23 protein-coding genes and 2 pseudogenes are annotated in these 26,303 nt (G+C 70.3%); 16 read left to right on the top strand and 9 right to left on the bottom strand.

Annotated features, from left to right (window positions below):
- From CLM62_RS50645 to CLM62_RS02715, 3 genes are all read left to right on the top strand, one after another.
- Nucleotides 1-200, top strand: a 200-nt coding sequence (locus CLM62_RS50645) for a hypothetical protein (RefSeq protein WP_218835542.1), incomplete at its 5' end; no start/stop codon positions are given.
- Nucleotides 164-1,753 carry a hypothetical protein gene (locus CLM62_RS50940; RefSeq protein ID WP_257003630.1) on the top strand — a complete coding sequence of 530 codons (1,590 nt, stop codon included), beginning with the start codon at nt 164-166 and terminating at the stop codon, nt 1,751-1,753. The genes CLM62_RS50645 and CLM62_RS50940, both read left to right, overlap by 37 nt.
- A gap of 82 nt (nt 1,754-1,835) precedes the next feature.
- Nucleotides 1,836-2,537, top strand: coding sequence for an SDR family oxidoreductase (locus CLM62_RS02715; protein ID WP_095748265.1), 702 nt, complete (start codon nt 1,836-1,838; stop codon nt 2,535-2,537).
- Between the two features lie 13 nt (nt 2,538-2,550).
- Here CLM62_RS02715 and CLM62_RS02710 read toward each other — a convergent pair whose 3' ends face one another.
- The 4 genes from CLM62_RS02710 to CLM62_RS02695 all read right to left on the bottom strand — a co-directional run bounded on the left by CLM62_RS02710 (nt 2,551) and on the right by CLM62_RS02695 (nt 7,480).
- On the bottom strand, nt 2,551-3,294 hold the full coding sequence (locus CLM62_RS02710) for a glycoside hydrolase family 75 protein (RefSeq protein ID WP_095748257.1): 744 nt from the start codon (nt 3,292-3,294) through the stop codon (nt 2,551-2,553).
- Nucleotides 3,295-3,492: 198 nt separating this feature from the next.
- Complete coding sequence (locus CLM62_RS02705) at nt 3,493-4,329, bottom strand: aldo/keto reductase (protein WP_095748256.1); 837 nt, start codon at nt 4,327-4,329, stop codon at nt 3,493-3,495.
- 99 nt (nt 4,330-4,428) lie between these two features.
- Nucleotides 4,429-6,255 (bottom strand): long-chain fatty acid--CoA ligase, encoded by a 1,827-nt coding sequence (locus CLM62_RS02700; RefSeq protein ID WP_095748255.1) that lies wholly within the window; start codon nt 6,253-6,255, stop codon nt 4,429-4,431.
- 352 nt (nt 6,256-6,607) lie between these two features.
- A complete protein-coding gene (locus tag CLM62_RS02695) occupies nt 6,608-7,480 on the bottom strand; it encodes a LysR substrate-binding domain-containing protein (protein WP_095748254.1) in 873 nt (290 codons plus the stop codon).
- Between the two features lie 227 nt (nt 7,481-7,707).
- Here CLM62_RS02695 and CLM62_RS02690 point away from each other — a divergent pair, with 227 nt between their 5' ends.
- The gene (locus CLM62_RS02690; RefSeq protein ID WP_179381903.1) at nt 7,708-8,721 is read left to right on the top strand and encodes a bile acid:sodium symporter family protein; all 1,014 of its coding nucleotides are present in this window, start codon (nt 7,708-7,710) and stop codon (nt 8,719-8,721) included.
- Here CLM62_RS02690 and CLM62_RS02685 read toward each other — a convergent pair.
- Nucleotides 8,657-9,883 carry a DUF4185 domain-containing protein gene (locus tag CLM62_RS02685; protein ID WP_095748252.1) on the bottom strand — a complete coding sequence of 409 codons (1,227 nt, stop codon included), beginning with the start codon at nt 9,881-9,883 and terminating at the stop codon, nt 8,657-8,659. The genes CLM62_RS02690 and CLM62_RS02685 overlap by 65 nt on opposite strands.
- Nucleotides 9,884-9,894: 11 nt before the next feature.
- A complete protein-coding gene (locus CLM62_RS02680) occupies nt 9,895-11,793 on the bottom strand; it encodes a sialidase family protein (protein ID WP_095748251.1) in 1,899 nt (632 codons plus the stop codon).
- Between the two features lie 221 nt (nt 11,794-12,014).
- Between CLM62_RS02680 and CLM62_RS02675 the strand changes: the two are divergent.
- A pseudogene (locus CLM62_RS02675) lies at nt 12,015-12,425 on the top strand (MarR family winged helix-turn-helix transcriptional regulator).
- Nucleotides 12,426-12,444: 19 nt separating this feature from the next.
- Nucleotides 12,445-12,975 (top strand): isochorismatase family protein, encoded by a 531-nt coding sequence (locus CLM62_RS02670; protein WP_095748250.1) that lies wholly within the window; start codon nt 12,445-12,447, stop codon nt 12,973-12,975.
- Between the two features lie 298 nt (nt 12,976-13,273).
- Here CLM62_RS02670 and fdhD read toward each other — a convergent pair whose 3' ends face one another.
- A complete protein-coding gene (gene fdhD, locus CLM62_RS02660; protein WP_095748248.1) occupies nt 13,274-14,122 on the bottom strand; it encodes a formate dehydrogenase accessory sulfurtransferase FdhD in 849 nt (282 codons plus the stop codon).
- 7 nt (nt 14,123-14,129) lie between these two features.
- Nucleotides 14,130-14,297 (bottom strand): annotated as a pseudogene (locus CLM62_RS02655) (Fe-S-binding domain-containing protein); the annotation flags it as partial.
- A 187-nt stretch (nt 14,298-14,484) separates the two neighbouring features.
- Between CLM62_RS02655 and CLM62_RS02650 the strand changes: the two are divergent.
- The 4 genes from CLM62_RS02650 to CLM62_RS02640 all read left to right on the top strand — a co-directional run bounded on the left by CLM62_RS02650 (nt 14,485) and on the right by CLM62_RS02640 (nt 17,855).
- Nucleotides 14,485-15,816, top strand: a complete 1,332-nt coding sequence (locus CLM62_RS02650; RefSeq protein ID WP_095748247.1) for an OFA family MFS transporter — start codon at nt 14,485-14,487, stop codon at nt 15,814-15,816.
- Nucleotides 15,785-15,919, top strand: coding sequence for a hypothetical protein (locus CLM62_RS50935; protein WP_257003629.1), 135 nt, complete (start codon nt 15,785-15,787; stop codon nt 15,917-15,919). Before CLM62_RS02650 ends, CLM62_RS50935 begins: the two co-directional genes overlap by 32 nt.
- A 150-nt stretch (nt 15,920-16,069) precedes the next feature.
- Complete coding sequence (locus tag CLM62_RS02645; protein WP_095748246.1) at nt 16,070-17,023, top strand: beta-ketoacyl-ACP synthase III; 954 nt, start codon at nt 16,070-16,072, stop codon at nt 17,021-17,023.
- Between the two features lie 154 nt (nt 17,024-17,177).
- Nucleotides 17,178-17,855 (top strand): GntR family transcriptional regulator, encoded by a 678-nt coding sequence (locus CLM62_RS02640; protein WP_095748245.1) that lies wholly within the window; start codon nt 17,178-17,180, stop codon nt 17,853-17,855.
- A gap of 37 nt (nt 17,856-17,892) precedes the next feature.
- On the opposite strand, the gene CLM62_RS02635 is transcribed toward CLM62_RS02640, so the two are convergent.
- On the bottom strand, nt 17,893-18,720 hold the full coding sequence (locus CLM62_RS02635) for an NAD(P)H-binding protein (protein ID WP_095748244.1): 828 nt from the start codon (nt 18,718-18,720) through the stop codon (nt 17,893-17,895).
- 229 nt (nt 18,721-18,949) lie between these two features.
- Here CLM62_RS02635 and CLM62_RS02630 point away from each other — a divergent pair, with 229 nt between their 5' ends.
- The 6 genes from CLM62_RS02630 to CLM62_RS02605 all read left to right on the top strand — a co-directional run bounded on the left by CLM62_RS02630 (nt 18,950) and on the right by CLM62_RS02605 (nt 26,244).
- A complete protein-coding gene (locus CLM62_RS02630) occupies nt 18,950-20,131 on the top strand; it encodes an ROK family transcriptional regulator (RefSeq protein WP_095748243.1) in 1,182 nt (393 codons plus the stop codon).
- Between the two features lie 196 nt (nt 20,132-20,327).
- Nucleotides 20,328-21,845: a sugar ABC transporter ATP-binding protein gene (locus CLM62_RS02625; RefSeq protein ID WP_095748242.1), complete on the top strand. Its 1,518-nt coding sequence runs from the start codon at nt 20,328-20,330 to the stop codon at nt 21,843-21,845.
- Nucleotides 21,842-22,861, top strand: a complete 1,020-nt coding sequence (locus tag CLM62_RS02620) for an ABC transporter permease (RefSeq protein WP_095748241.1) — start codon at nt 21,842-21,844, stop codon at nt 22,859-22,861. Before CLM62_RS02625 ends, CLM62_RS02620 begins: the two co-directional genes overlap by 4 nt.
- Before the next feature lie 17 nt (nt 22,862-22,878).
- Nucleotides 22,879-23,940, top strand: a complete 1,062-nt coding sequence (locus CLM62_RS02615; RefSeq protein WP_095748240.1) for a substrate-binding domain-containing protein — start codon at nt 22,879-22,881, stop codon at nt 23,938-23,940.
- Between the two features lie 82 nt (nt 23,941-24,022).
- Nucleotides 24,023-25,231 (top strand): Gfo/Idh/MocA family protein, encoded by a 1,209-nt coding sequence (locus CLM62_RS02610; RefSeq protein ID WP_095748239.1) that lies wholly within the window; start codon nt 24,023-24,025, stop codon nt 25,229-25,231.
- 14 nt (nt 25,232-25,245) lie between these two features.
- The gene (locus CLM62_RS02605) at nt 25,246-26,244 is read left to right on the top strand and encodes a sugar phosphate isomerase/epimerase (protein ID WP_095748238.1); all 999 of its coding nucleotides are present in this window, start codon (nt 25,246-25,248) and stop codon (nt 26,242-26,244) included.
- The last annotated feature ends 59 nt before the right edge of the window (nt 26,245-26,303 follow it).

Below are 26,303 nucleotides of genomic sequence, written 5' to 3'. Positions count from 1 at the left end.
AGCGCGACGAGGCCGAGGCCCGTCGGGCGGCCGGGCAGGCCGACACGCTCCGTTCCACCGACCCGGGCGCCGCGATGCGGCTGGCCCTCGCCGCCTGGCGCACCGCCGACCTGCCCGAGACGCGGGAGGCGCTGCGGAGGCCGCCGCGCAGAGCGAACAGGATGTGTTCACCCAGCCCGAGGACGGCGGACGCGCGCTGAACGCGCCCGCCTGGCTCAGCCGCGACGGCCGGATCCTCACCACGGTCGTCCACGACAAGGCGGTCCAGTGGGACGTGCCGGGGCACCGGCGTATCCGTTCCGTTCAGCGCCCCGGACTGTCCGAGGGTGTGGTCAGTGCCAGCGCTGATGGCTCGTACATCGCATACCGCTCACCGGATGGTGCGGGCATGGTGATCGGTGGACTGGCCGACGGCAGTACGCGCCGGCTCGTGATCGGGCCGCCGAACGACACCGACGGCGGGTTCGGATCGAGCGGGCGCACCTTCGTCGTACGGCGTCCGGTGCGGGGCGCGGACGACGGCCGGGCGACGCTCGAAGTGTGGGACGTACGCCGACAGCGCGTGCTGTTCCGGTACGACCGGGGCAGCGACGACGGCGGGTTGCCCGTGCTGAGCCGTGACGACCGGTACCTCGCCTGGTGCACGCACGACGGTGACCGACTACAGGTCCTCGACGGCGTCGAGGGGCGCCTCGTGGCGACGGGGGTGCCCCGGGCGACCCAGCGGACGCTGTGCCAGGGGGAACTCACGTTCACCCCCGATCACCGGGCCGTGGCATCCGGTACCTCCGACGGGATCGTGACCTGGGACTTCCGGGCCGGCCGCGAGCGTCCCCGGCTGAAGATCGCGGGCGGCGCGCATGCCGTGGAGTTCGCCGGTGCCTACGCCCTGGCCTGGGGCACGGGCTCCTTCACCCTGTGGCGTACGGACCTTCCGGCCCCGACGGACGGCAGCACGCGCGAGCCGCTCCTCACCTATCCCGTGGCCGCCTCCACGATCGGCGACATCCGTCTGGATCCCGATAAGGGCGTCCTGCGTTACCGCGAGGACGGACGGACCAGCGTCGTGCGCACCCTCTCGCTGCACGGCCTGCTGCGCAAGGGCTGGCGGGATACGCCGATGTCTGACGCGACCGCGCGCGTCACCGTCAGCGTCGCGGGCACCGATTCCATGGCCGTGACGGTCGACCCCACGGGCCGCACCGCATTGACCTCCGAGGGAACCCTCGTCGACGTGTCAACCGGCAAGCCTCGCAAGGGAGTCAAGGGAGTCAAGGGAGTCGACGGAGAGGACTTCCTCCGTGACGGCTCCTTCAGCCCGGACGGCCGATACCTCGCCGTGGCCGACGCCCAGGGCCGCCTCACCCTGTGGGACGCCCACACCTGGCGCAGGATCGCCGTACTGAGGGCCGTCGGCTCCACCACGCAGGACACGGCGCTGGCGTTCTCCGCCGACGGCTCACTCCTCGCGGGCGGCGCGCCCGGCGGGTCCGTAGAGGTTTGGGAGACGGCCTCGCCCGCGTTGCCGGCGGCGACGCTGCCGGCCGGGGACGGGCCCGTCCTCTCGCTCGAATTCACCGGTGACGGCGGCGAGTTGCGCATCGCCACTCCGCATCTCGCCGAGCGTGTCAGCCCGTTGGCGGCGAGCCGGGCGGCGGAAGAGGTGTGCGCGCGGGCGCGACGCGGTCTCACCGAGGCCGAGTGGCGGCGCTACTTCCCTTCGGCCGAGTATCGCGGCACCTGCGGGCACTGATCCCTCCTCGCGTCCCTTGACATCGAGAGCGCTCCAACTGATGGACTCCCGGGCGTCCACCGAAGAACCCAGGGGGGTACTCATGACCGACTCACCGGTCACGCTCATCACCGGCGGCGGCAGTGGCATCGGCGCCGCGGTCGCCCGGCGGCTGCTCGACGCCGGGCAGCGGGTCGCCGTCACCGGTCGTGGCGAGGAACGGCTGCGCGGATTCGCCGACGAACTCGGGCATCCCGACGGCCTGTTGACGATGGTCGGCAACGCGGCCGACTACGACGAAATACAGTCGGCTGTCGACCGTACACTCAAGGAATACGGGCGACTGGATACAGTCGTTGCCAACGCCGGTTTCGCCACCCACGACACGGTCGCCGAAGGCGATCCCGCCGGCTGGACCGAGATGGTGCTGACCAACGTCCTCGGCCCCGCGCTGCTCATCCGAGCGTCGATCGACGCCCTGAAGGAGACCCGCGGCCGGATCGTGCTGGTCGGCAGCGTCGCCGGGTTCGTCCACGGGCCGGGCAACGTGTACGGGGCGACGAAGTGGGCGGTGACCGGGCTCGCGGAGAACACCCGCCGTCAGGTGACCGAGTTCGGTGTCGGCGTCACGCTGATCGCGCCCGGCCGGGTGGAGACCCCCTTCTGGGACAGCTACGGCAGCCTGCCGCCCGGTCACCTGTTCACCGCCGACCAGATCGCCGACTCGGTCGTCTGGGCCGTCGAGCAGCCCGCAGGCGTCGACGTCAACACCGTCGTCGTACGGCCGATCGGGCAGCCCAACTGACGTATCGCCGCAGTCAGTTGTCCTGGAGGAACTCTTCCGCCAACCGCTCGCCGAGGGACACCGCCGCGCTGTGGCTCTCGATGGGGGAGGCCCGTGAGTTCGTGAACAGGATGTACGTCACCCCGGAGCCGGTACCGCCGTGTGCCGGGTCCGGGTCGATGCCGAGGGCCCGCGCGGTTGCGTACGAGGCCTCTCCGATGATCTTCCTGGGGCCGGTGTCGCCGACGACCGCGTACTGGACCCGGTCGCGGTGGATCACCGCGACCACACCGCCGCCCTTGATGTCCGCGGCCTTGTAGTTCCACGTGCGGCTGGGGCTGGGCACGACGACGTACGGCAGGGTGTCGGACTTCAGGGGTTTGCCGTCGGACTGGTGGAAGGCGGTGTCGCCCTGGAACCAGGGGTCGGTGTCCTCATTGCACCGGGCCGTTCGCTGACCGTCGCAGTCGATGTCCATGTCGGCCTTCCAGAAGACCGCGCCGTTCTTGCCGCACACCGGGATGGCGGCCGGCGCCGCCGCGTCGGTGCGGTACCTGCCGTGGGAGATCCGGTCGCAGGACGCCACCTCGGCGAGCAGTTCGGCCGCGCCGACCGTGCCCTCCTGGGCCCGGGCCCAGGCCTGCACCTGGGACTGGGCCTGGGACTGGGCCTGGGCCGACGTCGGACGCGGGGTGCCGGAAGCGCTCGCGGGCAGCAACCCGGCGACGAGCAGCGCGGCTCCCGAGGCCGCGGCCAGGGGCAGTGGTCGGATGCGCACGGCGGAGGACCTCTCTGTCCGGAAAGTTTCCACACCGGATTCGATCACGGTGACCCACCGATAAGACGGCAGATCCCCCAGTCGGGTGGCGTTCCCCGTCCGGACGGCCGGGCGCGACCGCGCCCCGGGACCGTGGTTCCGGTCCCGGGGCGCGAAGGTGTCGACGTCAGGGTCAGGTCATGTCGACGTCAGGTCAGGTCAGGTCATGTTGAACACGGCCGGGTCCGGACCCAGCCGACGGTCCTCGTTCAGTGCGCTGATCGCCGCCAGGTCCTCGGTGTCCAGGCTGAAGTCGAAAACCTCGATGTTCTCCTTGATCCGGGACGGCGTCACGGACTTCGGGATCACGACGTTGCCGAGCTGGAGGTGCCAGCGCAGCACGACCTGGGCCGGGGTACGGCCGTGCTTCTGGGCGATGGCCACGATCGCCGGAACCTCCAGCAGGCCCTTGCCCTGGCCGAGCGGAGACCAGGCCTCGGTGGCGATTCCCTGCTCGGCGTGGAACTCACGGGAGGCATGCTGCTGCAGGTGCGGGTGCAGCTCGATCTGGTTGACCGCCGGGATGACCGACGTCTCGCCGATCAGCCGCTGAAGGTGCTCCGGAAGGAAGTTGGAGACACCGATGGCCCGGACACGGCCGTCGGCGTGCAGCTTCTCGAACGCCTTGTACGTGTCGACGTAACTGTCCACCGCCGGCAGCGGCCAGTGGATCAGGTACAGGTCGACGTACTCCAGGCCCAGCTTCTCCAGCGAGGTGTCGAAGGCGCGCAGCGTCGAGTCGTACCCCTGGTCGCTGTTCCAGAGCTTGGTGGTGACGAAGATGTCCTCGCGGGGGACGCCGGAGGTGGCGATGGCCTTGCCGGTGCCTTCCTCGTTGCCGTAGATCGCCGCTGTGTCGATGCTGCGGTACCCGGTCTCCAACGCGGTGGCGACGGCCCGCTCCGCCTCGTCGTCCGGCACCTGCCAGACGCCGAAGCCCAGCTGGGGCATCTCGACGCCGTTGTTGAGGATGATCGGGGGGACCTTGCTGCTCACGAGCTCTTGATCCTTACGGTTGTCGTCAGGTGGTACTCCCATCGTCAACGATCACGAGCCGCGATGCATTCCTGACCGGAGAATCCGCCGGAAACAACCTCAGGCTCGGTACAGCGCCTCGACCTCATTGGCGTACGCGTTCTCGATCGCCTTGCGCTTCAGTTTCAACGACGGGGTCAGCAGGCCGTGTTCCTCGGTGAAGGGCTGGGCCAGGATACGGAAGGTGCGGATCGACTCGGCCTGGGAGACAAGCGTGTTGGCGGCGACCACCGCGCGCCGCACCTCTGTCTCCAGGTCCGCGTCGCGCACCAGTTGGGCCGGCGGCATCTGCGGTTTGCCGCGCATCGCCAGCCAGTGTTCGACGGCCTCTTGATCGAGGGTGACCAGGGCGGCGACGTACGGGCGGTCGTTGCCGACGACGATGCACTGGGAGACCAGCGGATGGTCGCGCACCCGTTCCTCCAGCATCCCCGGCGAGACGCTCTTGCCGCCGGACGTGACGAGGATCTCCTTCTTGCGGCCGGTGATGGTGAGGAAGCCGTCCTCGTCGAGGGAGCCGAGGTCGCCGGTGGCCAACCAGCCGTCGTGCAGGGCCTCGTCGGTGGCCTTGGGGTTGTTGAGGTAGCCCTGGAAGACGTTGTCGCCGCGCAGCCAGATCTCACCGTCGTCCGCGATGTGCACGGTCATGCCCGGGATGGGCTGCCCGACGGTGCCGTAGCGGGTGCGGTCGGGCGGGTTGGCGGTCGCGGCCGCGGTGCACTCGGTGAGGCCGTACCCCTCGTAGATGTGCACGCCCGCCCCCGCGAAGAACAGTCCCAGCTTGCGGTCCATCCCCGAGCCGCCGGTCATCGCGTGCCGGATACGGCCGCCCATCGCGGCCCGCAGTTTGGAGTAGACCAGCTTGTCGAAAAGCTGGTGCTGCATACGCAGACCCGCCGAGGGCCCGGGCCCGATGCCCCAGGCCTTCGCCTCCATCGCGTCCGCGTACTTCACGGCGACCTCGACGGCCTTCTCGAACGGGCCGGACTTGCCCTCCCGCTCCGCCTTGCGGCGGGACGCGTTGAACACCTTCTCGAAGATGTACGGCACCGCGAGGAAGAAGGTCGGCTTGAACGCGGCCAGGTCGGGCAGCAGGGCCGAGGCGCTCAGCTGCGGCTGGTGGCCGAACTTGACCTTGCCGCGGATTCCGGCGACCTCGACCATCCGCCCATAGACATGCGCGAGCGGCAGGAACAGCAGGGTCGCCGCCTGGTCGCCCTTCTTGGAGTGGAACACCGGCTCCCAGCGCTGGATGACCGTGTCCGCCTCGAACATGAAGTTGCCGTGCGAGATGACACAGCCCTTGGGACGGCCCGTGGTGCCCGAGGTGTAGATGATCGTCGCGACCGAGTCCGGGGTCACCGCCTGCCGGTGCCGGTGCACCACCTCGTCGTCGAGGTGGGCGCCGGCGTCGTACAGCTCCTGCAGCGCGCCCGCGTCGAGCTGGAACAGCTGACGCAGTTGGGGGAGCCGGTCGATGACCGTGGCGATCGTCATCGCGTGGTCCTCGTGCTCCACGATCGCCGCCGACACCTCGGCGTCGTACAGCGTCCAGAAGCACTGCTCGGCCGAGGAGGTGGGGTAGAGCGGCACCACCTGGGCGCCGATCGTCCACAGCGCGAAGTCGAACAGCGTCCACTCGTAGCGGGTGCGGGACATGATGGCGACCCGGTCGCCGAACCGGACGCCCCGCACGAGCAGGCCCTTGGCGAGGGCGAGGACCTCGTCGCGGAACTCGGCGGAGGTCACATCCCGCCACTGCCCCGCCTGGTCCTTGCGGCCGAGCGCGATGTACAGGGGGTCGTCCTGGGCATGTTCGAAGACGACGTCGGCCAGTCCGCCCACCGGCGGTGCCAACGCCAACGGAGGGTTGGTGAACTCGCGCAAACCCCGCTCCCCGCTTTTCTTGTGGCGCTCCGCACAGCGCCGTGAAAGCTACCCCACCCTAAGACGGGGCGGGAGGGGGTCAGAAGCCGAGCATGGCTCACGTATGCACTGGTCAGTGGCGGAAAATGCGCTCACATGGGGAAGGGTCGGACAGAAAACTGACGGTTGAGTAAGTTTCGGTGCCGTAATCTCCACCGAATCTGTACGACCCGATTACTCCCGGCGTGTCCGGTCGCGGCCTGTCCCGCCGGGGGTGCGGACCTCTCTTCTGTCAGCGTCGGCGCTGCCCGATCCGTCACTGTCCGCGCCGGCATCATCGCCATCGCCATCGACGTGCCAACAGTCCCCCGGGTCAACCGCGTCCGCGGCGCTGCAGTCGGTCGCCGCCCGCCAGGATCGCCGTCGCCAGGGCGTCCGCCGCGCTCTGCGCCGAGGTGCGGCGGCGGCCGTGGACCAGGACGAAGTCGACGCGGCCCAACTCGGGCAGGCCTGCCCGCTCCGGCACGCGCACCAGGCCCGGCGGGACGAGTCCTCGTGAATGCGCCATCACGCCGAGACCCGCGCGGGCCGCCGCGATCAGGCCGTTGAGGCTGCCGCTGGTGCACGCGATGCGCCACGCCCGCCCCTGCCGCTCCAGCGCCTCCATGGCGAGCGCTCGGGTGATGCCGGGCGGCGGATAGACGATCAGCGGTACCGGCCGGTCCGGATCCAGCCGCAGCCGCTCAGCGCCGATCCACACCAGCTCGTCCCGCCAGACCAGCCGTCCGTGCGGGTCCTCGGGCCGCCGCTTCGCCAGCACCAGATCCAGCTTCCCGGCCGCCAGCTGTTCGTGCAGCGTGCCCGACAGCTCGACCGTCAGCTCCAGGTCGACCTCGGGATGGTCGTGGCGGAAGCCCTCCAGGATCTCCGGCAGCCGGGTCAGGACGAAGTCCTCGGACGCGCCGAAACGCAGTCGGCCGCGCACCCGCGTCCCCGTGAAGAACGCCGTCGCCTGCTCGTGCACCTCCAGGAGCCGGCGTGCGAAGCCGAGCATCGCCTCACCGTCCTCCGTCAGCTCCACGGAGTGGGTGTCCCGGCTGAACAGCTGCCGTCCGGTGGCGTCCTCCAGCCGCCGTACGTGCTGGCTGACCGTCGACTGGCGCAGCCCGAGCCGCCGGGCGGCCTGCGTGAAGCTCAGCGTCTGGGCCACCGCGAGGAACGTACGCAGCTGGGAGGGGTCGTACACGCACCCAGGCTATCGCGGAACATGATGACAGTGAGTGCGGTATACCGGATTCCCGATCGCCGGGTGGGGGAGGAGGATGGAGAGGGGATCCATGACCCTGTACGACGGGCCCGTCGTACGAGAGGCCCGACGTACCAGGGGCCCGACGTACCAGAGGGCCTGTCCTCGTACCGCCGACAGCACCGAGCAAGTGGAGCACCGTGAAACGCCTGCGATGGCCGAGTTGGATGCCGATCGACCCGTACATCCTGCTGCTGCTCGGGACGGTGGGCCTCGCGGCCCTTCTCCCCGCCCGCGGGACGGCGGCCGACGTGTCCTCGGGTGCCTCCACCGGCGCGATCGCCTTCCTCTTCTTCCTCTACGGCGCCCGGCTGTCCACCCGTGAGGCGCTGAACGGACTCAAGCACTGGCGGCTCCACGTCACCGTCCTGGCCTGCACGTTCGTCGTGTTCCCGCTGCTGGGGCTGGCCGCCCGCGGACTAGTCCCGGTGTTCCTGACGCACCCGCTCTACCAGGGGCTGCTCTTCCTGACGCTCGTGCCGTCGACGATCCAGTCGTCGATCGCCTTCACCTCGATCGCCCGCGGCAACGTGCCCGCCGCGATCTGCGCCGGCTCCTTCTCCTCGCTGGCCGGCATCGTCATCACCCCGCTGCTGGCGGCCGCCCTGCTCGGCAGCAGCGCCGGCGGGTTCTCCGCCGACTCGCTCCTCGAGATCGTGCTGCAGCTCCTGGTGCCGTTCGTCGCGGGGCAGGTGCTGCGGCGCTGGATCGGGGGCTTCGTCGCCCGGCACAAGAAGGTCCTCGGCCTGGTCGACCGCGGCTCGATCCTCCTCGTCGTGTACACCGCGTTCAGCGAGGGCATGGTCCAGGGAATCTGGCACCAGGTCAGCCCCGTCCGGCTGGCCGGCCTGCTCGCCGTCGAGGCGGTGCTGCTCGCCGTGATGCTCGCCCTGACCTGGTACGGCGGCAAGGCGCTGCGCTTCGACCGCGAGGACCGGATCGCGATCCAGTTCGCGGGCTCGAAGAAGTCCCTCGCCTCCGGGCTGCCCATGGCGAGCGTGCTGTTCGGCGCGCATGCCGCGCTGGCCGTGCTGCCGTTGATGCTCTTCCACCAGATGCAGCTGATGGTGTGCGCGGTGATCGCCAAACGCCGCTCGCACGACCCCCGCGAGGAGGTCAGCCCCGCGACGTCAGCCGCAGCGTCACGAACCGCGGTCGGTACAGGGACACGTTCCGGTTGAGCTGCGCGGCGGCGCCGGTCGGCTCCAGCCAGTTGACGTCATAGCTGAGCACGAGCCGCCCGTCGTCGCTGAGCTCGGGGTGCGTCTGCGGGTTGTAGGCGGCGACCTGGCCCGGCGGCAGTGCCGGGCTGAAGTCCTTCGTCGGGCCGTGCCAGGGACCGGTGGGGGCGCAGGACCAGTACGAGGTCACCGTGGTCAGCCCCTTCGTCCCCGAGGCCATCGTGAACAGCACGTACGTCCCTTTCTGGCGGACCACGGAGAAAGCGCTGCCTACGCCCGTGCGCTGTCCGTCCCCCAGCACCGAGGCTGGGCGGGCGCGGGCCGTCCACGCCTCGCCGTCCCAGTACTCCCAGGCGGCCGGATCGCCGAGGCCGCCCTCCGGCACCCGCGCCACATACGCCGACGAGGTGGGCCGGGACGCTGCCTGGCCGTCGTCGCCGCCGAAGACGTACGTCCAGCCGCCCTTCTTCACCAGCGTGGTGCCGAACAGCACGCGCCGGGACGGATCCTGGACCTGCTGCTGGTCGAGCACCTTGACCACCGACTCCACGCGCAGATCGGGCAGGGAGAGGGTCGCGACCTCGGTGGCGGTGGGCACACCGTAGATCCAGGGGGCCGAGCCCGCCGTCCGCACCCACAGCAGGACCCGCAGCACCTGCTCGGAGGAGCCGGGGGAGCGCGGCTCGACGCGGGCCGCGACCGGCCAGCGCCACTGGTTCGGGCCCGGGTCCGGGAAGAGGGGCGCGGGGAGCGTGGTCTGCAGGCGTCCGTCGCGCATCACCACGGCCGAGTTGCGCACCAGCGGAGCCGTGGTGTCCCGCCAGGCGTAGGACTCGCCGACCGGGTTGGGCGGGCCGTGCACCTGGCCGAGGTAGGTGTCCGAGAACAGCCACAGCATCCGGCCGTCCGGCAGCCGCACCGAGTGGGTGCCGTCGCCGCCGGTCCAGTCGTCGGTACGGGTCGCGTCGTCGCCGTAGCGGGCGAATTCCGTGGTGAGACGGTCGTCGGTCGACCACGAGCCGACGGTATGCGGTATACAGTCGTCGCCATCCTGCTCACCGTCGTCCGGGAGGGCGGTGAGCAGCACGGCCGCGAGAACCAGGGTCAGCAGCAGACCGACCCCGGCTCCCGTGCGCTGTCGTGATCGCGTGTCCTCGGGCACGCTCCGGGACGTTAGTGGCTGGCGCTCACCCGGTCCATGGGCAGCCACAGGACGGGATCGCCCACGGGCGCCCCGCCGGGGGCGAGTTCCTCGTCGCTCAGCGCCCGGTCCCAGACGCGGACGTCGTCGATCGCACCGGTGAAGAACGCCCTGCTGTCCATGCGCTGCCCGATGTGCACACCGAAGGGCGAGTTACGGCTGACCGAGCCCGGCACGTCTGCGGCGCCGATCGCTCTGCCGTCGATGAACAGGGTCAGCCGGCCGCCGCCACGGCGCAGGGCCAGACGATGCCACCGGCCGTCGTTGTAGGCGCCGGCGGTGCTCACGGACGCCATGCGGAGGGTCGTCGGACCCTCCCGCGTGGTGATCAGACCGCGCACCCGGCCGCTCGCGGGCTCGCCGCGCAGCCAGACCTGCGGCTGACGGTTGCCGACCCCGCCCATCCACAGCAGTGGCTGCTCCCCCGTCCTGGCGGTGTGACGGAACCACAGCGACGCCGTGAAGTCCTTGGTGGCAAGGGGGAGTCGCGCACGGTGCGGCAGGCGTACGGCGTCGTCGGCGCCGTCGAACTCCAGCGCGCCGCCGACCGCGCCGTCCGTCTGTTTCGCCCCGCCGAGGACGGCCGCGGGGCCGGCCTGCGGGGCGAGGTCGGCGGTGGTCGGATCGGGACCGCGGCGCGGCCGCAGCCAGTCCGCAGTGAACCGGGCGAAGCGGATCTCGTCGCGCGCGTCGGCGGTTCCGCCCTCGTACAGCAGGCCCACCGTGTGGTCGTCGATCGCCGCCATGTCGGAGTAACCGGACCAGTCCTTGGTGACGACCGTGCCGCGGTCGACGGTGTCCCAGGTGCGGCCGCCGTCGTAGGAGGAGCGGATCGTCATCGTCCGGCGGCGGTCCGGGTCGCCGGGGCAGGACAGCAGGGTGCGGTCGCCGAGTCCGAGGGTCGCACACTGGACCTGGGGCGCGTAGAGGTCCGGGAGAGGGGTGAAGGGGGTGGTGAAACTGTCGCCGCCGTCCAGGCTGACGGCCTGGGTCCGGTGGCCGAGGTCGGTGCCGTCCTCCTCGCGGCCGCTGACCAGGAGCGAGCCGTCGGTGCGTTCGGTGAGGGTCAGCTCGGCGGGCTTCTGCCGGAAAGTGCCGTCGCCGGCGAGCGGCCAGGAGTCGGTGGCGCCGATCCTCCAGTGGTCACCGCCGTCGTCACTGACGACGAGGCCGGCGTGGTTGGCGGTGACCCGACTGCCGTTCCACGTCTCGGAGTTGACGCCGAACACCAGGCGGCCGGCGTGCGTGCCGCGGATGAGCTGGATGCCGTGCACCGGACCGGTGGCGTACCAGGAGTTCCAGGGGGCGGGCAGGATCTCGGCGCTCAGGTCGCGCGGCGCCGACCAGGTCAGACCGTCGTCGTCGCTGTACTGCAGATGCGGGGTGCGGTCGCAGGGCACGGAGCAACTGGCGTCGTCCGTACGGCCCGTGTTGTAGGTCTCGGCGAGCAGGATGCGGCCGGTCTGCCGGTCCACGACCGGGGCCGGGTTGCCGTGGGTGGCGCCGCCGCCTTCGTTGACCACCTGGAGCGGCCCCCAGGTGCGGCCGCCGTCCGTGGAGCGCTTGAGGACGATGTCGATGTCGGCGGCGTCGCCGCAATTGAGGACACGCCCCTCGGCGAATGCCAGCAGTGTGCCGTCGACTGTATGCACGATCGCCGGGATGCGGAAACAGGCGTAGCCGGGATCCCGGGAGGCCTTGAAGAGGATCTGCTGCCGGAACTCCGGGGCAGAGGCGAGGGGCTGGGCGTGGGTGGGGGCGGGCGACGCGGCCACCGCCGCGGTGGCGATGACCACGGCCAAGGTGCGTCTGAGACGTGTGCGGAGCCATGCCGACGGCGTGGAGCGACCTTCCCTTTCCTGTCTGAACATCTGGACAGGCTATGTCTGACGATCCGTCACAGGCGTCAGCCAGGGCCGCTGGCGCGCCACAAGCGGTGCGCCGGGGGGTATTGCCCGGTGGGGTCAAGTGGCGCAACGGCACCTTTCCGAGGTTGCCAAGCGACTCGCTCGCCTCATGCGCCTTAGCCGCGTCCTCGAGCGAGAACACCTCGTGCACGGCTGCAGGCACGGCCGGCGCCCCGCTTCCCGCGATCCTCTCCCTGCCCAGCCGGCTCTTCGGCCGCGCGGCCGGCCGCTGCCGGGCCCTGGTGAGGCGCTGGCCACGGAGGTATGAGGATGTGGCACCACGTGGTGCTGTCGGCCTGGGCGACCCGGCCCCGGTCGCCCAGGCCGACCTCGGCCGCGGCATCCGGCTCGACCCCAAGGACCTCCTCGGCATCCTCAACGACCTGCAGTCCGCGGGTCTGGCCGTGCGCGAGCCTGACCCCCGGGAGCCGCCGCGAGAACGCGGTCTCCCTCAGGGACGAGAGCGCGCACCTGCTCCAACGCTGCGCGCGAAGGCGGCCCGGGCTGCGAACGACGCGCTCCTCGCCCCGCTGACGGCAGCCGAACGCGACCACTTCATCGGCCTGTTGATCCGGATTTCCGGTACGGACGGCTGACGACCGATAACGTTCCGTCATGACCGCCGCACCCCTCGCGCTCGACCCCGCGCGCACCGCACTCGTCCTCGTCGACCTGATGGAGCGCATCGTCGCCCTGCCGCTGGAACCCCGCAAGGGAACCGAAGTCCTCGCTGTCTGCGAGGAGTTGGCGACCCGGTTCCGCTCGGCCGGCGCACCCGTCGTACTCGTCCGCGTCGAACGCCCCGGTGTCGCCGAACAGCCGCCCGGCAGCGGGCTGGCGGCCGGACTGCCGCACGACGGCGACATCGAGATCGTGAAGCGGACGATCGGCGGCTTCCAGGACACCGGCCTCGACGAGCGCCTGCGCGAACGTGGCGTCACCGGCCTCGTGTTCGGCGGCATCGCCACCAATCTCGGCGTGGAGTCCACCGCCCGCGCGGGCGGCGACCTCGGCTACGACCTCGTCTTCGTCGAGGACGCCATGGCTGCGTTCACGGCGGCCGAGCACGAGGCGTCGGTGCGGCTCGACTTCCCCCGGCTGGGCATGGTGGCAAGGGCCGCAGAGGTGGGATTCACGAGGGGCTGAGTGACGGCTGACACCAGCGAGCGGCGGGCAAGGGCCCACCAACGCTCACTGTCCCCACGCGTCGGCCGCGAGCGAGCCGAAGGGGCGCGCCGGTGTCGAGAGCACATGGGGGTCCCCCCGCTCGAGCGAAGCCGAGAGTGGGGGAGCGCGCAGACCCGAAGGGCTGAGCACGGTCGTGGTCTCGGCACCGGCTTTGTCGCCCCGTAGGCGACCGAGCCATCCAACACAGCGGGGCCCCTGCGGCGCAGGGGGCGCTCCCCGCCGGTCGGGGCCCCGCCGCCGTGTCGCGGGGAACCGGTCAGCCCTGGGCGGTCGCGGCCCGCAGGGCGATGCGGTCCTCGCCCGCGTACACGTTCATGGAACTGCCCCGCAGGAAGCCCACCAGCGTCAGCCCCGTCTCCGCGGCCAGGTCCACGGCCAGTGACGAAGGCGCGGAGACCGCCGCCAGCACCGGGATGCCCGCCATCACGGCCTTCTGCGCCAGCTCGAACGAGGCACGGCCCGACACCAGCAGGATCGTCCGCGACAACGGCAGGTCCCCGTTCTGCAGGGCACGGCCGACCAGCTTGTCGACCGCGTTGTGCCGGCCCACGTCCTCCCGTATGTCGAGCAACTCCCCCTCCTCCGTGAACAGGGCCGCCGCGTGCAGGCCCCCGGTCCGGTCGAAGACCCGCTGGGCCGCGCGCAGCCGGTCGGGGAGGCCGGCGAGCAGCTCGGGGGCGACGCGGACCGGGGGAGTGTCGGCGATGGGCCAGCGGGCCGTCGTACGGACCGCGTCGAGGCTCGCCTTGCCGCACAGGCCGCACGAGGAGGTGGTGTAGACGTTCCGCTCGAGCGTGATGTCGGGGATCGTCACGCCGGGGGCCGTCTTCACGTCCACCACGTTGTATGTGTTCGAGCCGTCTACGGTCGCCCCCGCACAGTAGACAATATTCAGCAGATCGGATGCGGCAGCCAGTACGCCCTCGCTCACCAGAAAACCGGCGGCCAGCGCGAAGTCGTCGCCCGGAGTGCGCATGGTGATCGCGAGCGGCTTGCCGTTCAGCCTGATCTCCAGGGGTTCCTCGGCGACGAGCGTGTCCGGACGGCTGGAGACCGACCCGTCCCGGATGCGGATCACCTTGCGTCGTTCCGTGACTCGTCCCATGTCCTGATCAGCCCCGGTTCTGTACGTGCTGGTAGCCGAAACGGCCCTTGATGCAGAGGTTGCCGTGGGTCACCGGGTTGTCGTGCGGGGAGGTGACCTTCACGATCTCATTGTCCTGCACGTGCAGGGTGAGGTTGCATCCCACTCCGCAGTACGCGCACACCGTCGTCGTCTCGCAAACTCTGTCGACGAAATATTGTCTACAGTGTGGGGCATGGGGCGGCAAGAGTTCGCGCAGCACCCGAAACCGGTTGGTCCGCCCGTTTGGGCCGACCGTTCACCGCATCCTGGATACCGCTCATCGCATGCGGTCGACGCGCCGCCTTTTCAACTGCCGTGATCTTTCCTACCGTTCCGGATTCATGAGTCCCCCTGTCGCCCCCCTTGGCTGGAGCCGCTGGCTCGTCCCCCCGGCCGCCCTCTCCGTCCATCTCTCCATCGGGCAGGCCTACGCCTGGAGCGTGTTCAAGCCTCCGCTCGAATCCGCGCTCGGTCTCAGCGGTACGCAGAGCGCGCTGCCCTTCCAGCTCGGCATCGTCATGCTCGGTCTGTCGGCCGCGTTCGGCGGCACGCTCGTGGAACGCAACGGGCCGCGCTGGGCGATGAGCGTGGCCCTGGTCTGTTTCTCCTCGGGCTTCCTGCTCTCCGCGCTGGGCGCGGCCACCGAGCAGTACTGGCTGATCGTCCTCGGCTACGGCTTCGTCGGCGGGATCGGCCTCGGCATCGGCTACATCTCGCCCGTCTCGACGCTGATCAAGTGGTTCCCGGACCGGCCCGGCATGGCCACCGGCATCGCCATCATGGGCTTCGGCGGCGGTGCGCTGATCGCCTCGCCCTGGTCGGCGCAGATGCTCGAGTCGTTCGGTTCCGACAGCTCCGGGATCGCGCTCGCGTTCCTCGTACACGGGCTGTCGTATGCCGTATTCATGCTGCTGGGCGTGCTGCTGGTGCGGGTGCCGCGCAGCGAGCGGCCCACCGACGCCGGGCCGAGCGCCTTCGAAGGGCCGCAGGTATCGGCGCGCAACGCGGTGCGCACCCCGCAGTTCTGGTGCCTGTGGGTCGTGCTCTGCATGAACGTCACCGCGGGCATCGGCATCCTGGAGAAGGCCGCCCCGATGATCACAGACTTCTTCGCGGACACCTCCACACCGGTGTCGGTGTCCGCCGCGGCCGGCTTCGTCGCCCTGCTGTCGGCGGCCAACATGGCGGGCCGCATCGGCTGGTCGTCGACCTCCGACCTGATCGGGCGCAAGAACATCTACCGCGTCTACCTGGGCGCGGGCGCGCTGATGTACGCGCTGATCGCCCTGTTCGGCGACTCGTCCAAGCCCCTGTTCATCCTGGCCGCGCTGGTGATCCTGTCCTTCTACGGCGGCGGATTCGCGACGATCCCCGCCTATCTGAAGGACCTCTTCGGCACGTACCAGGTCGGCGCGATCCACGGCCGGCTGCTCACGGCCTGGTCCACGGCCGGGGTCCTCGGGCCGCTGATCGTGAACTGGATCGCCGACCGGCAGGAGGAGGCGGGCAAGCACGGCTCGGCCCTCTACGGTATGTCGTTCGTCATCATGATCGGGCTGCTCGTCGTCGGCTTTGTCGCCAATGAACTCGTTCGTCCCGTCCATGCTCGTCACCACATCCCCGCACCGAAGGAGGTCGTCGATGGCCGGCGACAGCAGCCAGAGTCCGCCTGACCGGCGCGGGCTGATCGCCTTCGCCTGGCTGTGGGTGGGGGCGCCGCTCGGGTACGGGCTGTATGAACTCGTCCGGAAGGCGACACAGCTGTTCACCGGGTAACGGTTCGAGAAGTGTTCGGGCGTCCGAGGGTCTGCGTGAAGCCGACAAGCCGGGCGCCCGTTTCCTGTTGCTTCACCTGCCGCCGTACCGGTGAGTCACTGATCAGACTGGTGGATCCCGCTATCCGCAGCACAATGAGGGGGATCGACCATGAACGGCACGCGCATCGCCGCCGTCGGCCACTACCAGCCCGCCAAGGTACTCACCAACGAGGACTTGGCGGGCCTGGTCGACACCAGCGACGAGTGGATCAGGTCCCGGGTGGGCATCCGCACGCGCCGCATCGCCGGGACGGACGAACCGGTCGACGAGCTGGCCGCGCACGCCGCAGCCAAGGCGCTCGCCTCGGCGGGCCTGACGCCCGCCGACATCGACCTGGTCCTGGTCGCCACGTCCACCGCCGTCGACCGCTCCCCGAACATGGCCGCCCGCGTCGCCGCCCGGCTCGGCATCCCGTCGCCCGCCGCCATGGACGTCAACGTCGTATGCGCCGGCTTCACCCACGCCCTGGCCACCGCCGACCACACCGTCCGTGCGGGCGCGGCGAGCAGGGCGCTGGTCATCGGCGCCGACAAGATGTCCGATGTGACCGACTGGACCGACCGCACCACCTGCGTGCTCGTCGGCGACGGGGCGGGGGCAGCCGTCGTGGAGGCGGCGCCGTCGGATTCCGCTTCCGCGCCCGGGATCGGGCCCGTGCTGTGGGGTTCGGTGCCCGAGATGGGGCACGCGGTGCGGATCGAGGGGCGGCCGGCGCGGTTCGCGCAGGAGGGGCAGAGCGTCTACCGCTGGGCGACCACTCAGCTGCCGCCCTTCGCCCGCCGGGCGTGCGAGCGCGCGGGGCTCGCCCCGGCAGATCTCGCGGCCGTCGTGCTGCACCAGGCGAACCTGCGCATCATCGAACCCCTCGCGGAGAAGATCGGCGCCGTCAACGCCGTGGTCGCGCGCGATGTCACCGAATCAGGTAACACGTCCGCGGCGAGCATTCCGCTCGCCTTCTCCAAGCTGGTGGAGCAGGGGGCCATCTCCACGGGGGATCCGGTACTGCTCTTCGGGTTCGGCGGGAACCTCTCGTACGCCGGACAGGTCGTCCGCTGCCCCTGACGTGCCGGTACAACGGGGTGTGACGAGGCCAACTCCCCGTTTTCCTGGTCATTGTGCACCGTAGACTGTAGACGAAAGGCAATCGATACTGGGTCTACAGGTGACACCGGCTCCACAGCCGCTGTGCACGGCCCTGCCGAGGAGGGGGACCGCGATGTTGTCGACAGGACTGCCGCAGGGGGCCGTGCCCAAGCTGGAACGGCCGGGGCCGCTGCGCGAGCGGGTCTACGAGGCGTTGCTCGAACTGATCACCACCCGCGCCCTGCAGCCCGGCCAGCACCTCGTCGAGAGCGAACTCGCCGGGCACCTAGGCGTCTCCCGGCAGCCGGTGCGCGAGGCGCTGCAGCGGCTGAACACCGAGGGTTGGGTCGATCTGCGGCCCGCCCAGGGCGCGTTCGTGCACGAGCCGACAGAGGAGGAGGCCGACCAGCTCCTCACCGTACGGACCCTGCTGGAGGCCGAGGCCGCCCGGCTCGCCGCCGCGAACGCGGACAAGGCAGGTCTTGACGCCTTGTACGGGCTGCTGGCGCAGGGAAAGCTGGCCGTCGCCAAGGACGACGTGGACGCCGCCGTCGCTCTGAACGCCCGCTTCCACGCGAAGGTCATGGAGCTGGCCGGCAACGCCGTCCTTTCCGAACTGGCGGCGCAGGTCGACCGCCGGGTGCGCTGGTACTACACGCCGGTCGCCCGGCAGCGCGGGCACCAGTCCTGGGTCGAACACGAGGCAATGATCCATGCGATCGCCCAGCATGACGAGGAACTCGCCACCCGGCTGATGCGCGAGCACACGGAGCACACGCGGCGCTCGTACCACGCACGCCAGCGGTCGTAGCCGTACAACCGGTCGTAGCCGTACCTGGGATCGCCGTTCAGAACGCCTCCGCGTGCCCCCGCGCCCACTCGGCGAAGGTACGCGGAGCCCGGCCCGTGACCTCCTGGACCGTCGGCAGAACCACCGACTCGTCCAGGGTGCCGTCGACGAAGAAACTGAAGAACGCGTCGACATACGGCTTCGGCATACCGGCCTCCAACTCGATGCGCGCCTCCTCGTGAGTGAGCCCGACGGCGTGCAGTTTCCGGCCCAGCACCTCGCCGAGGACGCGGACGCGGTCGGCGGGCAACAGCGCCTCGGGGCCGGTCAGTTCGAGGGCGCGGCCCGCGTACGCGTCCGACAACAGGGCGGTCAGGGCGACCTGGGCGATGTCATACGGATCGATGTCGGCGGTATACACGTCCGGGAACGGCACCCGCACCGCGTCCCCCTTGCGGATCTGGTCCACCAGCCGCAGCGCGTTCGACATGAAGCTGGTCGGCCGCAGAAGGGTCCACGGCAGCCCCGACTCGCGCACCGCGGTTTCCGCGTCGATCAGATAGCCGGCGACCGCGTTGCCCGTGTCGCCCGTGCCCGCCGACTTCCCGGACAGCATCACGACCCGCCGCACGCCCGCGGCCCGCGCGTCCGCCAGGATCTCCCGCTGCCCGCCGTAACCGGACATCAGGAACAAGGCTCGTACGCCGTCCAGCGCGTTCCGCACCGTCTCGGGGCGGTTCAGATCGCCCGCCACGGCTTCCGCCCCCGGCGCCCCCTCGTCCGCCCGGCCGGAACGGCTCAGCGCTCGCACCGGCTCCCCCAACTGAGCCAAAGCGCGCACGAGTTCGGCGCCCACGTTCCCCGTGGCACCCGTCACCAGAATCACTCGGTCCCCCTTTCCCGTCCCGGGCCGTGTCGGCCCGGGTGCGGTGGTGTCCATCCTGCGGTGACGGTGCGGGGGGCGCCATACCACCGCGGCTCTTTGTCCTGCGAGTGGAGAAAGTCTGCGGCAATCTCTGCGTAACTTCTTCCCACCTTCGGCGACCACTGCTACGTTCCCCTCGAAAGCCAGCCAACCGGTGGCCGATGGAGGCGGGGAGGGGCTCGTGAGACGCATGACGGCACGACCCGCGAACGCCCATCAGGCCCGATTGCTGAAGCTGTTGCGGGACGGTGGTCCCAACTCCCGTGCTCAGCTGGGCGATCAGGTCGATCTCTCACGGTCCAAGCTGGCCGTGGAAGTGGACCGGCTGCTGGAGACCGGCCTGGTCGCGGCCGACGGACTCGCCGCCTCGCGTGGCGGCCGCCGTTCCCACAACATCCGGCTGGCCCCGGCCTTGCGTTTCCTCGGCGTCGACATCGGCGCGACCTCGGTCGACGTCGCCGTCACCAACGCCGAGCTGGAGATTCTCGGACACCTCAACCAGCCCCTGGACGTACGTGAGGGACCGGTCGCGGTTTTCGAGCAAGTCCTGTCCATGGCCGCGAAGTTGAGGGCCTCGGGGCTGGCGGAGGGCTACGACGGCGCCGGTATCGGCGTCCCGGGACCGGTCCGCTTCCCCGAGGGCGTACCGGTCGCCCCGCCGATCATGCCGGGCTGGGACGGCTTCCCGGTGCGGGAGGCGCTCAGCCAGGAACTCGGCTGCCCGGTCATGGTCGACAACGACGTGAACCTGATGGCGATGGGGGAGATGCACGCGGGCGTCGCGCGCTCCGTGGGCGACTTCCTCTGCGTCAAGATCGGCACCGGCATCGGTTGCGGCATCGTCGCCGGCGGTGAGGTCCACCGCGGTGTGACGGGCAGCGCAGGCGACATCGGGCACATCCAGGCCGTGCCCGACGGCCGCCCGTGCGCCTGCGGCAACCGGGGCTGCCTGGAGGCCCATTTCAGCGGGGCGGCCCTGGCCCGGGACGCCACGGAGGCGGCCCAGCAGGGCCTGTCGGCGGAACTCGCGACCCGTTTGGAGACGAACGGCGGTCTCAGCGCCGTCGACGTCGCCGCCGCGGCCGCCGCGGGCGACGCCACCGCGCTCGACCTGATCCGCGAGGGCGGCAACCGCACCGGCCAGGTCATCGCCGGACTCGTCAGCTTCTTCAACCCGGGCCTGGTGGTGATCGGCGGCGGGGTGACCGGCCTTGGCCACACCCTGCTCGCCGCGATCCGCACCCAGGTCTACCGCCAGTCGCTGCCGCTTGCGACCGGCAATCTGCCCATCGTTCTCGGGGAGTTGGGTCCCACCGCCGGAGTGATCGGTGCGGCCCGCCTGATCAGCGACCACCTGTTCTCACCCGCGTAAGCATCGTTCTTCGTACGACCCAGCGCATACGCGCACTCCATACAGCTCACCACATACAGCTCGCTACGTACGGCTCACTTTTTACAGTTCAAGTCATACGGCCCATTGCATACAGCTCACTGTATATAGCTCACCAGCACCGCCCCCTGCTCTGCCCTGCCCTGAACCGGCCCGCACGCCCGCCAAGGGGAACCTGATGGCATCAGAACCACCGCTGCTCAGCATGTCCGGCATCACCAAGTCGTTCCCCGGAGTCCGGGCCCTCGACGGCGTCGACCTCGACGTCCAGGCCGGCGAGGTGCACTGCCTGCTCGGCCAGAACGGGGCCGGCAAGTCCACGCTCATCAAGGTCCTCGCCGGTGCCCACCAGCCCGACACGGGCACCATCCGCTGGCGCGGCGAGGACGTCACGCTCCGCTCGCCGATCGCCGCGATGCGCTTCGGCATCGCCACCATCTACCAGGAACTCGACCTGGTGGAACACCTGTCCGTGGCGGAGAACGTCCACCTCGGCCATGAACCCACAGCGGCCGGGTTCGTCGTACGAGGCAAGGTCGCGCGAGCGTCAACGGCCTCCCTTCTGAAGCGACTTGGGCATCCGGAGATCGATCCCGCCCGCCTGGTGGGGGAGTTGTCGGCCGCCCAGCAGCAGATCGTGTCCATGGCGCGGGCACTCTCGCACGACGTCCGGCTCATCGTGATGGACGAACCCTCCGCCGCCCTCGACCCGGACGAGGTCGACAACCTCTTCCGGATCGTCGGCGATCTCACCGCCGATGGAGTCGCCGTCGTCTACATCTCCCACCGCCTGGAGGAGATCCGCCGGATCGGTGACCGGGTGACCGTCCTGAAGGACGGGCGGGCCGTCGCGGTCGGGCTGCCCGCGAAGACGACGCCGACCCGCGAGGTCGTGGCGCTCATGACGGGACGCAACGTCGAATACGTCTTCCCGGAGCGGCCCGCGGCGGCACCGGACGGTACGCCGGTTCTGGAGGTCCGGGGGCTGGCCCGAGAGGGCGAGTTCGAGCCGCTCGACCTGCACATCCGGCCGGGCGAGATCGTCGGCCTCGCCGGACTCGTCGGCTCGGGCCGCTCCGAGATCCTGGAGACGATCTACGGCGCCCGCAAACCCACCGCCGGTCAAGTCCTCGTCGACGGAAGGGCGTTGCGGTCCGGCAGCGTGCGCGCCGCCGTCCGCGCCGGCCTCGGACTCGCCCCCGAGGAGCGCAAGGCCCAGGCCCTGCTGATGCTGGAGTCGGTCACCCGCAACGTCTCCGTCTCCTCCATGTCCCGCTTCTCCCGCGGCGGTTGGATCGACCGGGGCGCCGAGCAGGGCGCGGCGAGGGCCGCAACCCGAGAGCTGTCACTGCGACCTGACAACCCGTCCGTGCCGGTGCGCACCCTGTCCGGCGGCAACCAGCAGAAGGCCGTCCTCGCCCGCTGGCTGTTGCGCGGCTGCCGGGTGCTGCTGCTCGACGAACCGACCCGCGGGGTCGACGTCGGCGCCCGCGCCGAACTGTATGCAGTCGTCCGTCGACTGGCTAATGAAGGCCTCGCCGTGCTGCTCGTCTCCAGCGAGGTCCCCGAGGTGCTCGGCCTCGCCGACCGCGTCCTGGTGCTCCGCGAGGGCCGCGTCGTCCACACGGCGGCCGCCCGCGACCTGGACGAACACCGCGTACTCGACCTCGTCATGGAAGGAAGCCCCGCATCATGACGCAGCCCGTCTCCCCGCCCAGGGACAGTGCCGACAAGGTACCCCCGGCGGCCCAAGCCCCCGCCTGGCGCGCCCTCGTGTTCCGCGCCGACGTGCGCACCCTCTCCCTCCTCGGCGTGCTCGCCGTACTGATCCTCATCGGCGGCATCACCAAGCCGGACGAGTTCCTCGACACCCGCAACCTCCAACTCGTCCTCACCCAGGCCTCGGTGATCGGCGTCGTCACCGTCGGGATGACCTTCGTCATCACCTCCGGCGGCATCGACCTTTCCGTCGGCGCGATCGTCGCGCTGGCCTCGGTGTGGGCGACCACGGTCGCCACGCAGGAGTACGGCTTCGGCGGCATCCTCTTCACCTCGGTCCTCGTCGGCCTCGGATGCGGTCTGGTCAACGGACTGCTCATCGCGTACGGCGGGATGGTCCCCTTCATCGCGACGCTCGCCATGCTGGCCTCCGCACGCGGCCTGGCCCTGCAGATCACCGACGGCCGCACGCAGATCGTCACCGTCGACGGCATCCTCGACCTCGGCGAACGCGACTCCTACGTGCTCGGCGTTCCGCCGCTGGTGATGGTGTTCGCGGTAGTGACGATCATCGGCTGGCTGGTGCTGAACCGGACCACCTTCGGACGCCGTACGGTCGCCGTCGGCGGCAACGCGGAGGCGGCCCGGCTCGCCGGCATCGACGTACGCCGCCAGCGGCTGTACCTCTACCTGCTGTCCGGACTGTGCTGCGGCATCGCCGCCTTCCTGCTGATCATCCTGTCCGGCTCCGGCCAGAACACCAACGGCAACCTCTACGAGCTCGACGCCATCGCCGCCGCGATCATCGGCGGCACGCTCCTCAGCGGGGGCCGCGGCACCATCACCGGCTCCGTGCTCGGCGTCCTGATCTTCACCACGATCACCAACATCTTCGCCCTGAACAACCTGCAGAGCGACGTCCAGCAGATCGCCAAGGGCGCGATCATCGTCGCCGCCGTGCTGGTCCAGCGCCGTACCGCGAGCACGACCTGAGGAAAGGGTTCACCGCCATGCCAGAGCCGACGTCTTTCACCAGCCGCTTCACCAGTCGCAGAGGACTGCTCCTCGGGACCGCCGCCGTCTCGGCCGGTGCCCTTCTCACAGGTTGCACCAGCAATGATCCGGACAGCGACGAGCCCGCCGCGAACGACCAGCCGGCCGCCGAGGACAAGCCCGGCAAGGAGGTCACCATCGGCTTCGCCGGCCCTCAGGCCGACCACGGCTGGCTCAACGCCATCAACGACAACGCCAAGAACCGCGCGAAGAAGTACTCCGACGTCACGCTGGAGATCACCGAGGGCTCCAACGACACCGCCCAGCAGATCGGCCAGATCGAGACGCTGATCAACAAGAAGGTCGACGTCCTGGTCGTACTGCCGGCCGACGGCAAGGCGCTCACCCAGGTCGGCCTGAAGGCGATGCGCGCGGGCATCCCCGTGGTCAACCTCGACCGGATCTTCAACACGCCGCAGGCGTACCGCTGTTGGATCGGCGGCGACAACTACGGCATGGGTCTCAACGCCGGCCACTACATCGGCGAGAAGCTCAAGGGCAAGGCGAACGCCCGCGTCATCGAGCTCGCCGGGCTCGACAACCTGGAGCTGACCAAGCAGCGCACCCAGGGCTTCGACGACGCGCTGAAGAACTACCCCAACATCCGCAAGGTCGCCCGCCAGGCCGCCGACTTCACCGTCGAGTCCGGGCAGGCCAAGATGGCCCAACTCCTCCAGGCGCAGTCGGAGTTCGACGCCCTGTGGAACCACGACGACGACCAGGGAGTGGGCGCGCTGCGCGCCATCGAGCAGGCCGGGCGCGACGACTTCCTGATGGTCGGCGGCGCGGGCGCGCTCTCCGCCTTCCAGGCCATCAAGCAGGACAACGGCGTCCTGAAGGCGACCGTCCTCTACCCACCGACCATGGCCGCCTCCGCGATCGACCTCGCCCGCGCCCTCGGCCAGGCCAAGGGGGTCAGCGGCCTCGCCGAATACGAGATCCCGGCGTCGCTCACGCTCTACTCGGCGGTCGTCGACAAGACCAACGTCGACCAGTACATGTCCACCGGCTTCAAGTGAGCCCTCCCTCCGAGGAGCCCGCCCCGCCCACGGGCCGGGCCGCACCCCCCACCGCGCCACGACCACGAGGAGGACACTCCGCATGGCACAGCCCCAGCAGTCAGAAGGGCCCGGAGCCGAGAAGCCGCCCCTGCGCGTCGGCATGGTCGGCTACGCCTTCATGGGCGCCGCCCACTCCCAGGGCTGGCGCACCGCGGGCCGCGTCTTCGACCTGCCGCTCAGCCCGGTCCTGGCCGCCGTCTGCGGGCGAGACGCGGCCGCTGTGCGCGCGGCGGCCGACCGGCAGGGCTGGGCGACGACCGAGACCGACTGGCGGGCCCTGATCGAACGGGACGACATCGACCTCGTGGACATCTGCACTCCCGGCGACAGCCACGCCGAGATCGCCCTCGCCGCGCTCGCCGCCGGAAAGCACGTTCTGTGCGAGAAACCCCTCGCGAACACCGTCGAGGAGGCCGAGGCCATGGTGACGGCCGCACAATCGGCGTACGGGCGCGGCCGGTTGGCGATGGTCGGGTTCAACTACCGCCGGGTGCCCGCCACCGCGCTGGCCCGGAGGATGGTCGACGAGGGTCGGCTCGGAGCGCTGCGGCACGTGCGGGTGACGTACCTTCAGGACTGGCTGGTCGACCCGCAGTTCCCGCTGACCTGGCGGCTTCGCAAGGAACAGGCGGGCTCCGGCTCGCTCGGGGACCTGGGCGCGCACATCGTCGACCTCGCCCAGTACCTGGCCGGCGAACGGCTGGCCGGCGTCTCCGCGCTGACCGAGACCTTCGTACGGCAGCGCCCGCTGCCCGGCGGACCCACCGGCGGCCTGTCCGCCGTGTCTACAGTCGGCAGTGGACAGGTCACCGTCGACGACGCGGCCCTGTTCACCGGCCGCTTCACCTCCGGTGCCCTAGCCTCCTTCGAGGCCACTCGCTACGCCACCGGCCGCAAGAACGCCTTGCGCATCGAACTCAACGGCGAGCGCGGCTCGTTGGCCTTCGACCTGGAGCGCCTCAATGAGCTCGCATACCACGACGGTACGGAACCCGGGGCGCACGCCGGCTTCCGCCGCATCCTCGTCACCGAACCCGACCACCCCTACCTGGACGCCTGGTGGCCGCCGGGCCACGGCCTCGGCTACGAGCACACCTTCGTCCACCAGGCCCGCGACCTCGTCCACGCGATCGCCGAGGGGCGGCAACCCGAACCCTCCTTCGCCGACGGGCTGCAGGTGCAGCGCGTGCTGGCGGCGGTGGAGGAGAGCGCCGAGAAGAACTCCGTCTACACGCCCATCGCGGTCTGAGGAGGCGCAGAGAAATGCCGCGCAGGTTCACGCTGTTCACCGGCCAGTGGGCGGACCTCCCGCTGGAAGAGGTCTGCCGTCTCGCCCGCGACTTCGGCTACGACGGACTCGAACTCGCCTGCTGGGGCGACCACTTCGAGGTCGACAAGGCGCTTGCAGACCCGTCGTACCTCGACTCCCGCAGGGCCCTGCTCGACAAGTACGGACTGAAGTGCTGGGCCATCTCCAACCACCTGGTGGGCCAGGCGGTCTGCGACGCCATCATCGACGAACGCCACCAGGCGATCCTGCCGGCCCGCATCTGGGGCGACGGTGAGGCGGAGGGCGTACGGCAGCGGGCCGCAGCCGAGATCGCCGACACCGCGCGCGCCGCGGCGGCCTTCGGCGTCGACACGGTCATCGGCTTCACCGGCTCCGCCATCTGGCACCTGGTCGCCATGTTCCCGCCCGCCCCCGAGTCGATGATCGAGCGCGGTTACGAGGACTTCGCCGAGCGCTGGAACCCGATCCTGGACGTCTTCGACGCCGAGGGCGTGCGGTTCGCGCACGAGGTCCACCCGAGCGAGATCGCATACGACTACTGGACGACCGTACGCACACTGGATGCGGTCGACCGCCGACCGGCTTTCGGACTCAACTTCGACCCGAGCCACTTCGTATGGCAGGACCTCGACCCTGTCGGCTTCCTGTGGGACTTCCGCGACCGGATCTACCACGTCGACTGCAAGGAGGCCCGCAAGCGGCTCGACGGCCGCAACGGCCGCCTCGGCTCCCACCTGCCGTGGGGCGACCCGCGCCGCGGCTGGGACTTCGTGTCGGCCGGCCATGGCGACGTCCCCTGGGAGGACGTCTTCCGGATGCTGCGCTCCATCGACTACCAGGGGCCCGTCTCGGTCGAGTGGGAGGACGCCGGCATGGACCGGCTCCAGGGCGCCCCCGAGGCCCTCACCCGCCTCAAGGCATACGACTTCGAGCCCCCGTCGGCCTCTTTCGACGCGGCGTTCGGCAACTGATCTTCCTTCGCTCTCCGGGATGACGGCGCATCCCGGCGTACGTACCCGCCCGTACAACC

The organism is Streptomyces sp. SA15, from assembly GCF_002291145.1.
Classification (GTDB): domain Bacteria; phylum Actinomycetota; class Actinomycetes; order Streptomycetales; family Streptomycetaceae; genus Streptomyces.
This window is presented reverse-complemented; position numbering and strand designations above follow the sequence as displayed.

Excerpts from the sequence above, each read along its gene's own strand:
- CLM62_RS02715 (WP_095748265.1), top strand. The coding sequence starts at position 1,836 with ATGACCGACTCACCGGTCACGCTCATCACCGGCGGCGGCAGTGGCATC.
- CLM62_RS02690 (WP_179381903.1), top strand. The coding sequence starts at position 7,708 with ATGCCGATCGACCCGTACATCCTGCTGCTGCTCGGGACGGTGGGCCTC.
- CLM62_RS02680 (WP_095748251.1), bottom strand. The coding sequence starts at position 11,793 with ATGTTCAGACAGGAAAGGGAAGGTCGCTCCACGCCGTCGGCATGGCTC.
- CLM62_RS02670 (WP_095748250.1), top strand. The coding sequence starts at position 12,445 with ATGACCGCCGCACCCCTCGCGCTCGACCCCGCGCGCACCGCACTCGTC.
- fdhD (WP_095748248.1), bottom strand. The coding sequence starts at position 14,122 with ATGGGACGAGTCACGGAACGACGCAAGGTGATCCGCATCCGGGACGGG.
- CLM62_RS02650 (WP_095748247.1), top strand. The coding sequence starts at position 14,485 with ATGAGTCCCCCTGTCGCCCCCCTTGGCTGGAGCCGCTGGCTCGTCCCC.
- CLM62_RS50935 (WP_257003629.1), top strand. The coding sequence starts at position 15,785 with ATGGCCGGCGACAGCAGCCAGAGTCCGCCTGACCGGCGCGGGCTGATC.
- CLM62_RS02645 (WP_095748246.1), top strand. The coding sequence starts at position 16,070 with ATGAACGGCACGCGCATCGCCGCCGTCGGCCACTACCAGCCCGCCAAG.
- CLM62_RS02640 (WP_095748245.1), top strand. The coding sequence starts at position 17,178 with ATGTTGTCGACAGGACTGCCGCAGGGGGCCGTGCCCAAGCTGGAACGG.
- CLM62_RS02630 (WP_095748243.1), top strand. The coding sequence starts at position 18,950 with ATGACGGCACGACCCGCGAACGCCCATCAGGCCCGATTGCTGAAGCTG.
- CLM62_RS02625 (WP_095748242.1), top strand. The coding sequence starts at position 20,328 with ATGGCATCAGAACCACCGCTGCTCAGCATGTCCGGCATCACCAAGTCG.
- CLM62_RS02620 (WP_095748241.1), top strand. The coding sequence starts at position 21,842 with ATGACGCAGCCCGTCTCCCCGCCCAGGGACAGTGCCGACAAGGTACCC.
- CLM62_RS02615 (WP_095748240.1), top strand. The coding sequence starts at position 22,879 with ATGCCAGAGCCGACGTCTTTCACCAGCCGCTTCACCAGTCGCAGAGGA.
- CLM62_RS02610 (WP_095748239.1), top strand. The coding sequence starts at position 24,023 with ATGGCACAGCCCCAGCAGTCAGAAGGGCCCGGAGCCGAGAAGCCGCCC.
- CLM62_RS02605 (WP_095748238.1), top strand. The coding sequence starts at position 25,246 with ATGCCGCGCAGGTTCACGCTGTTCACCGGCCAGTGGGCGGACCTCCCG.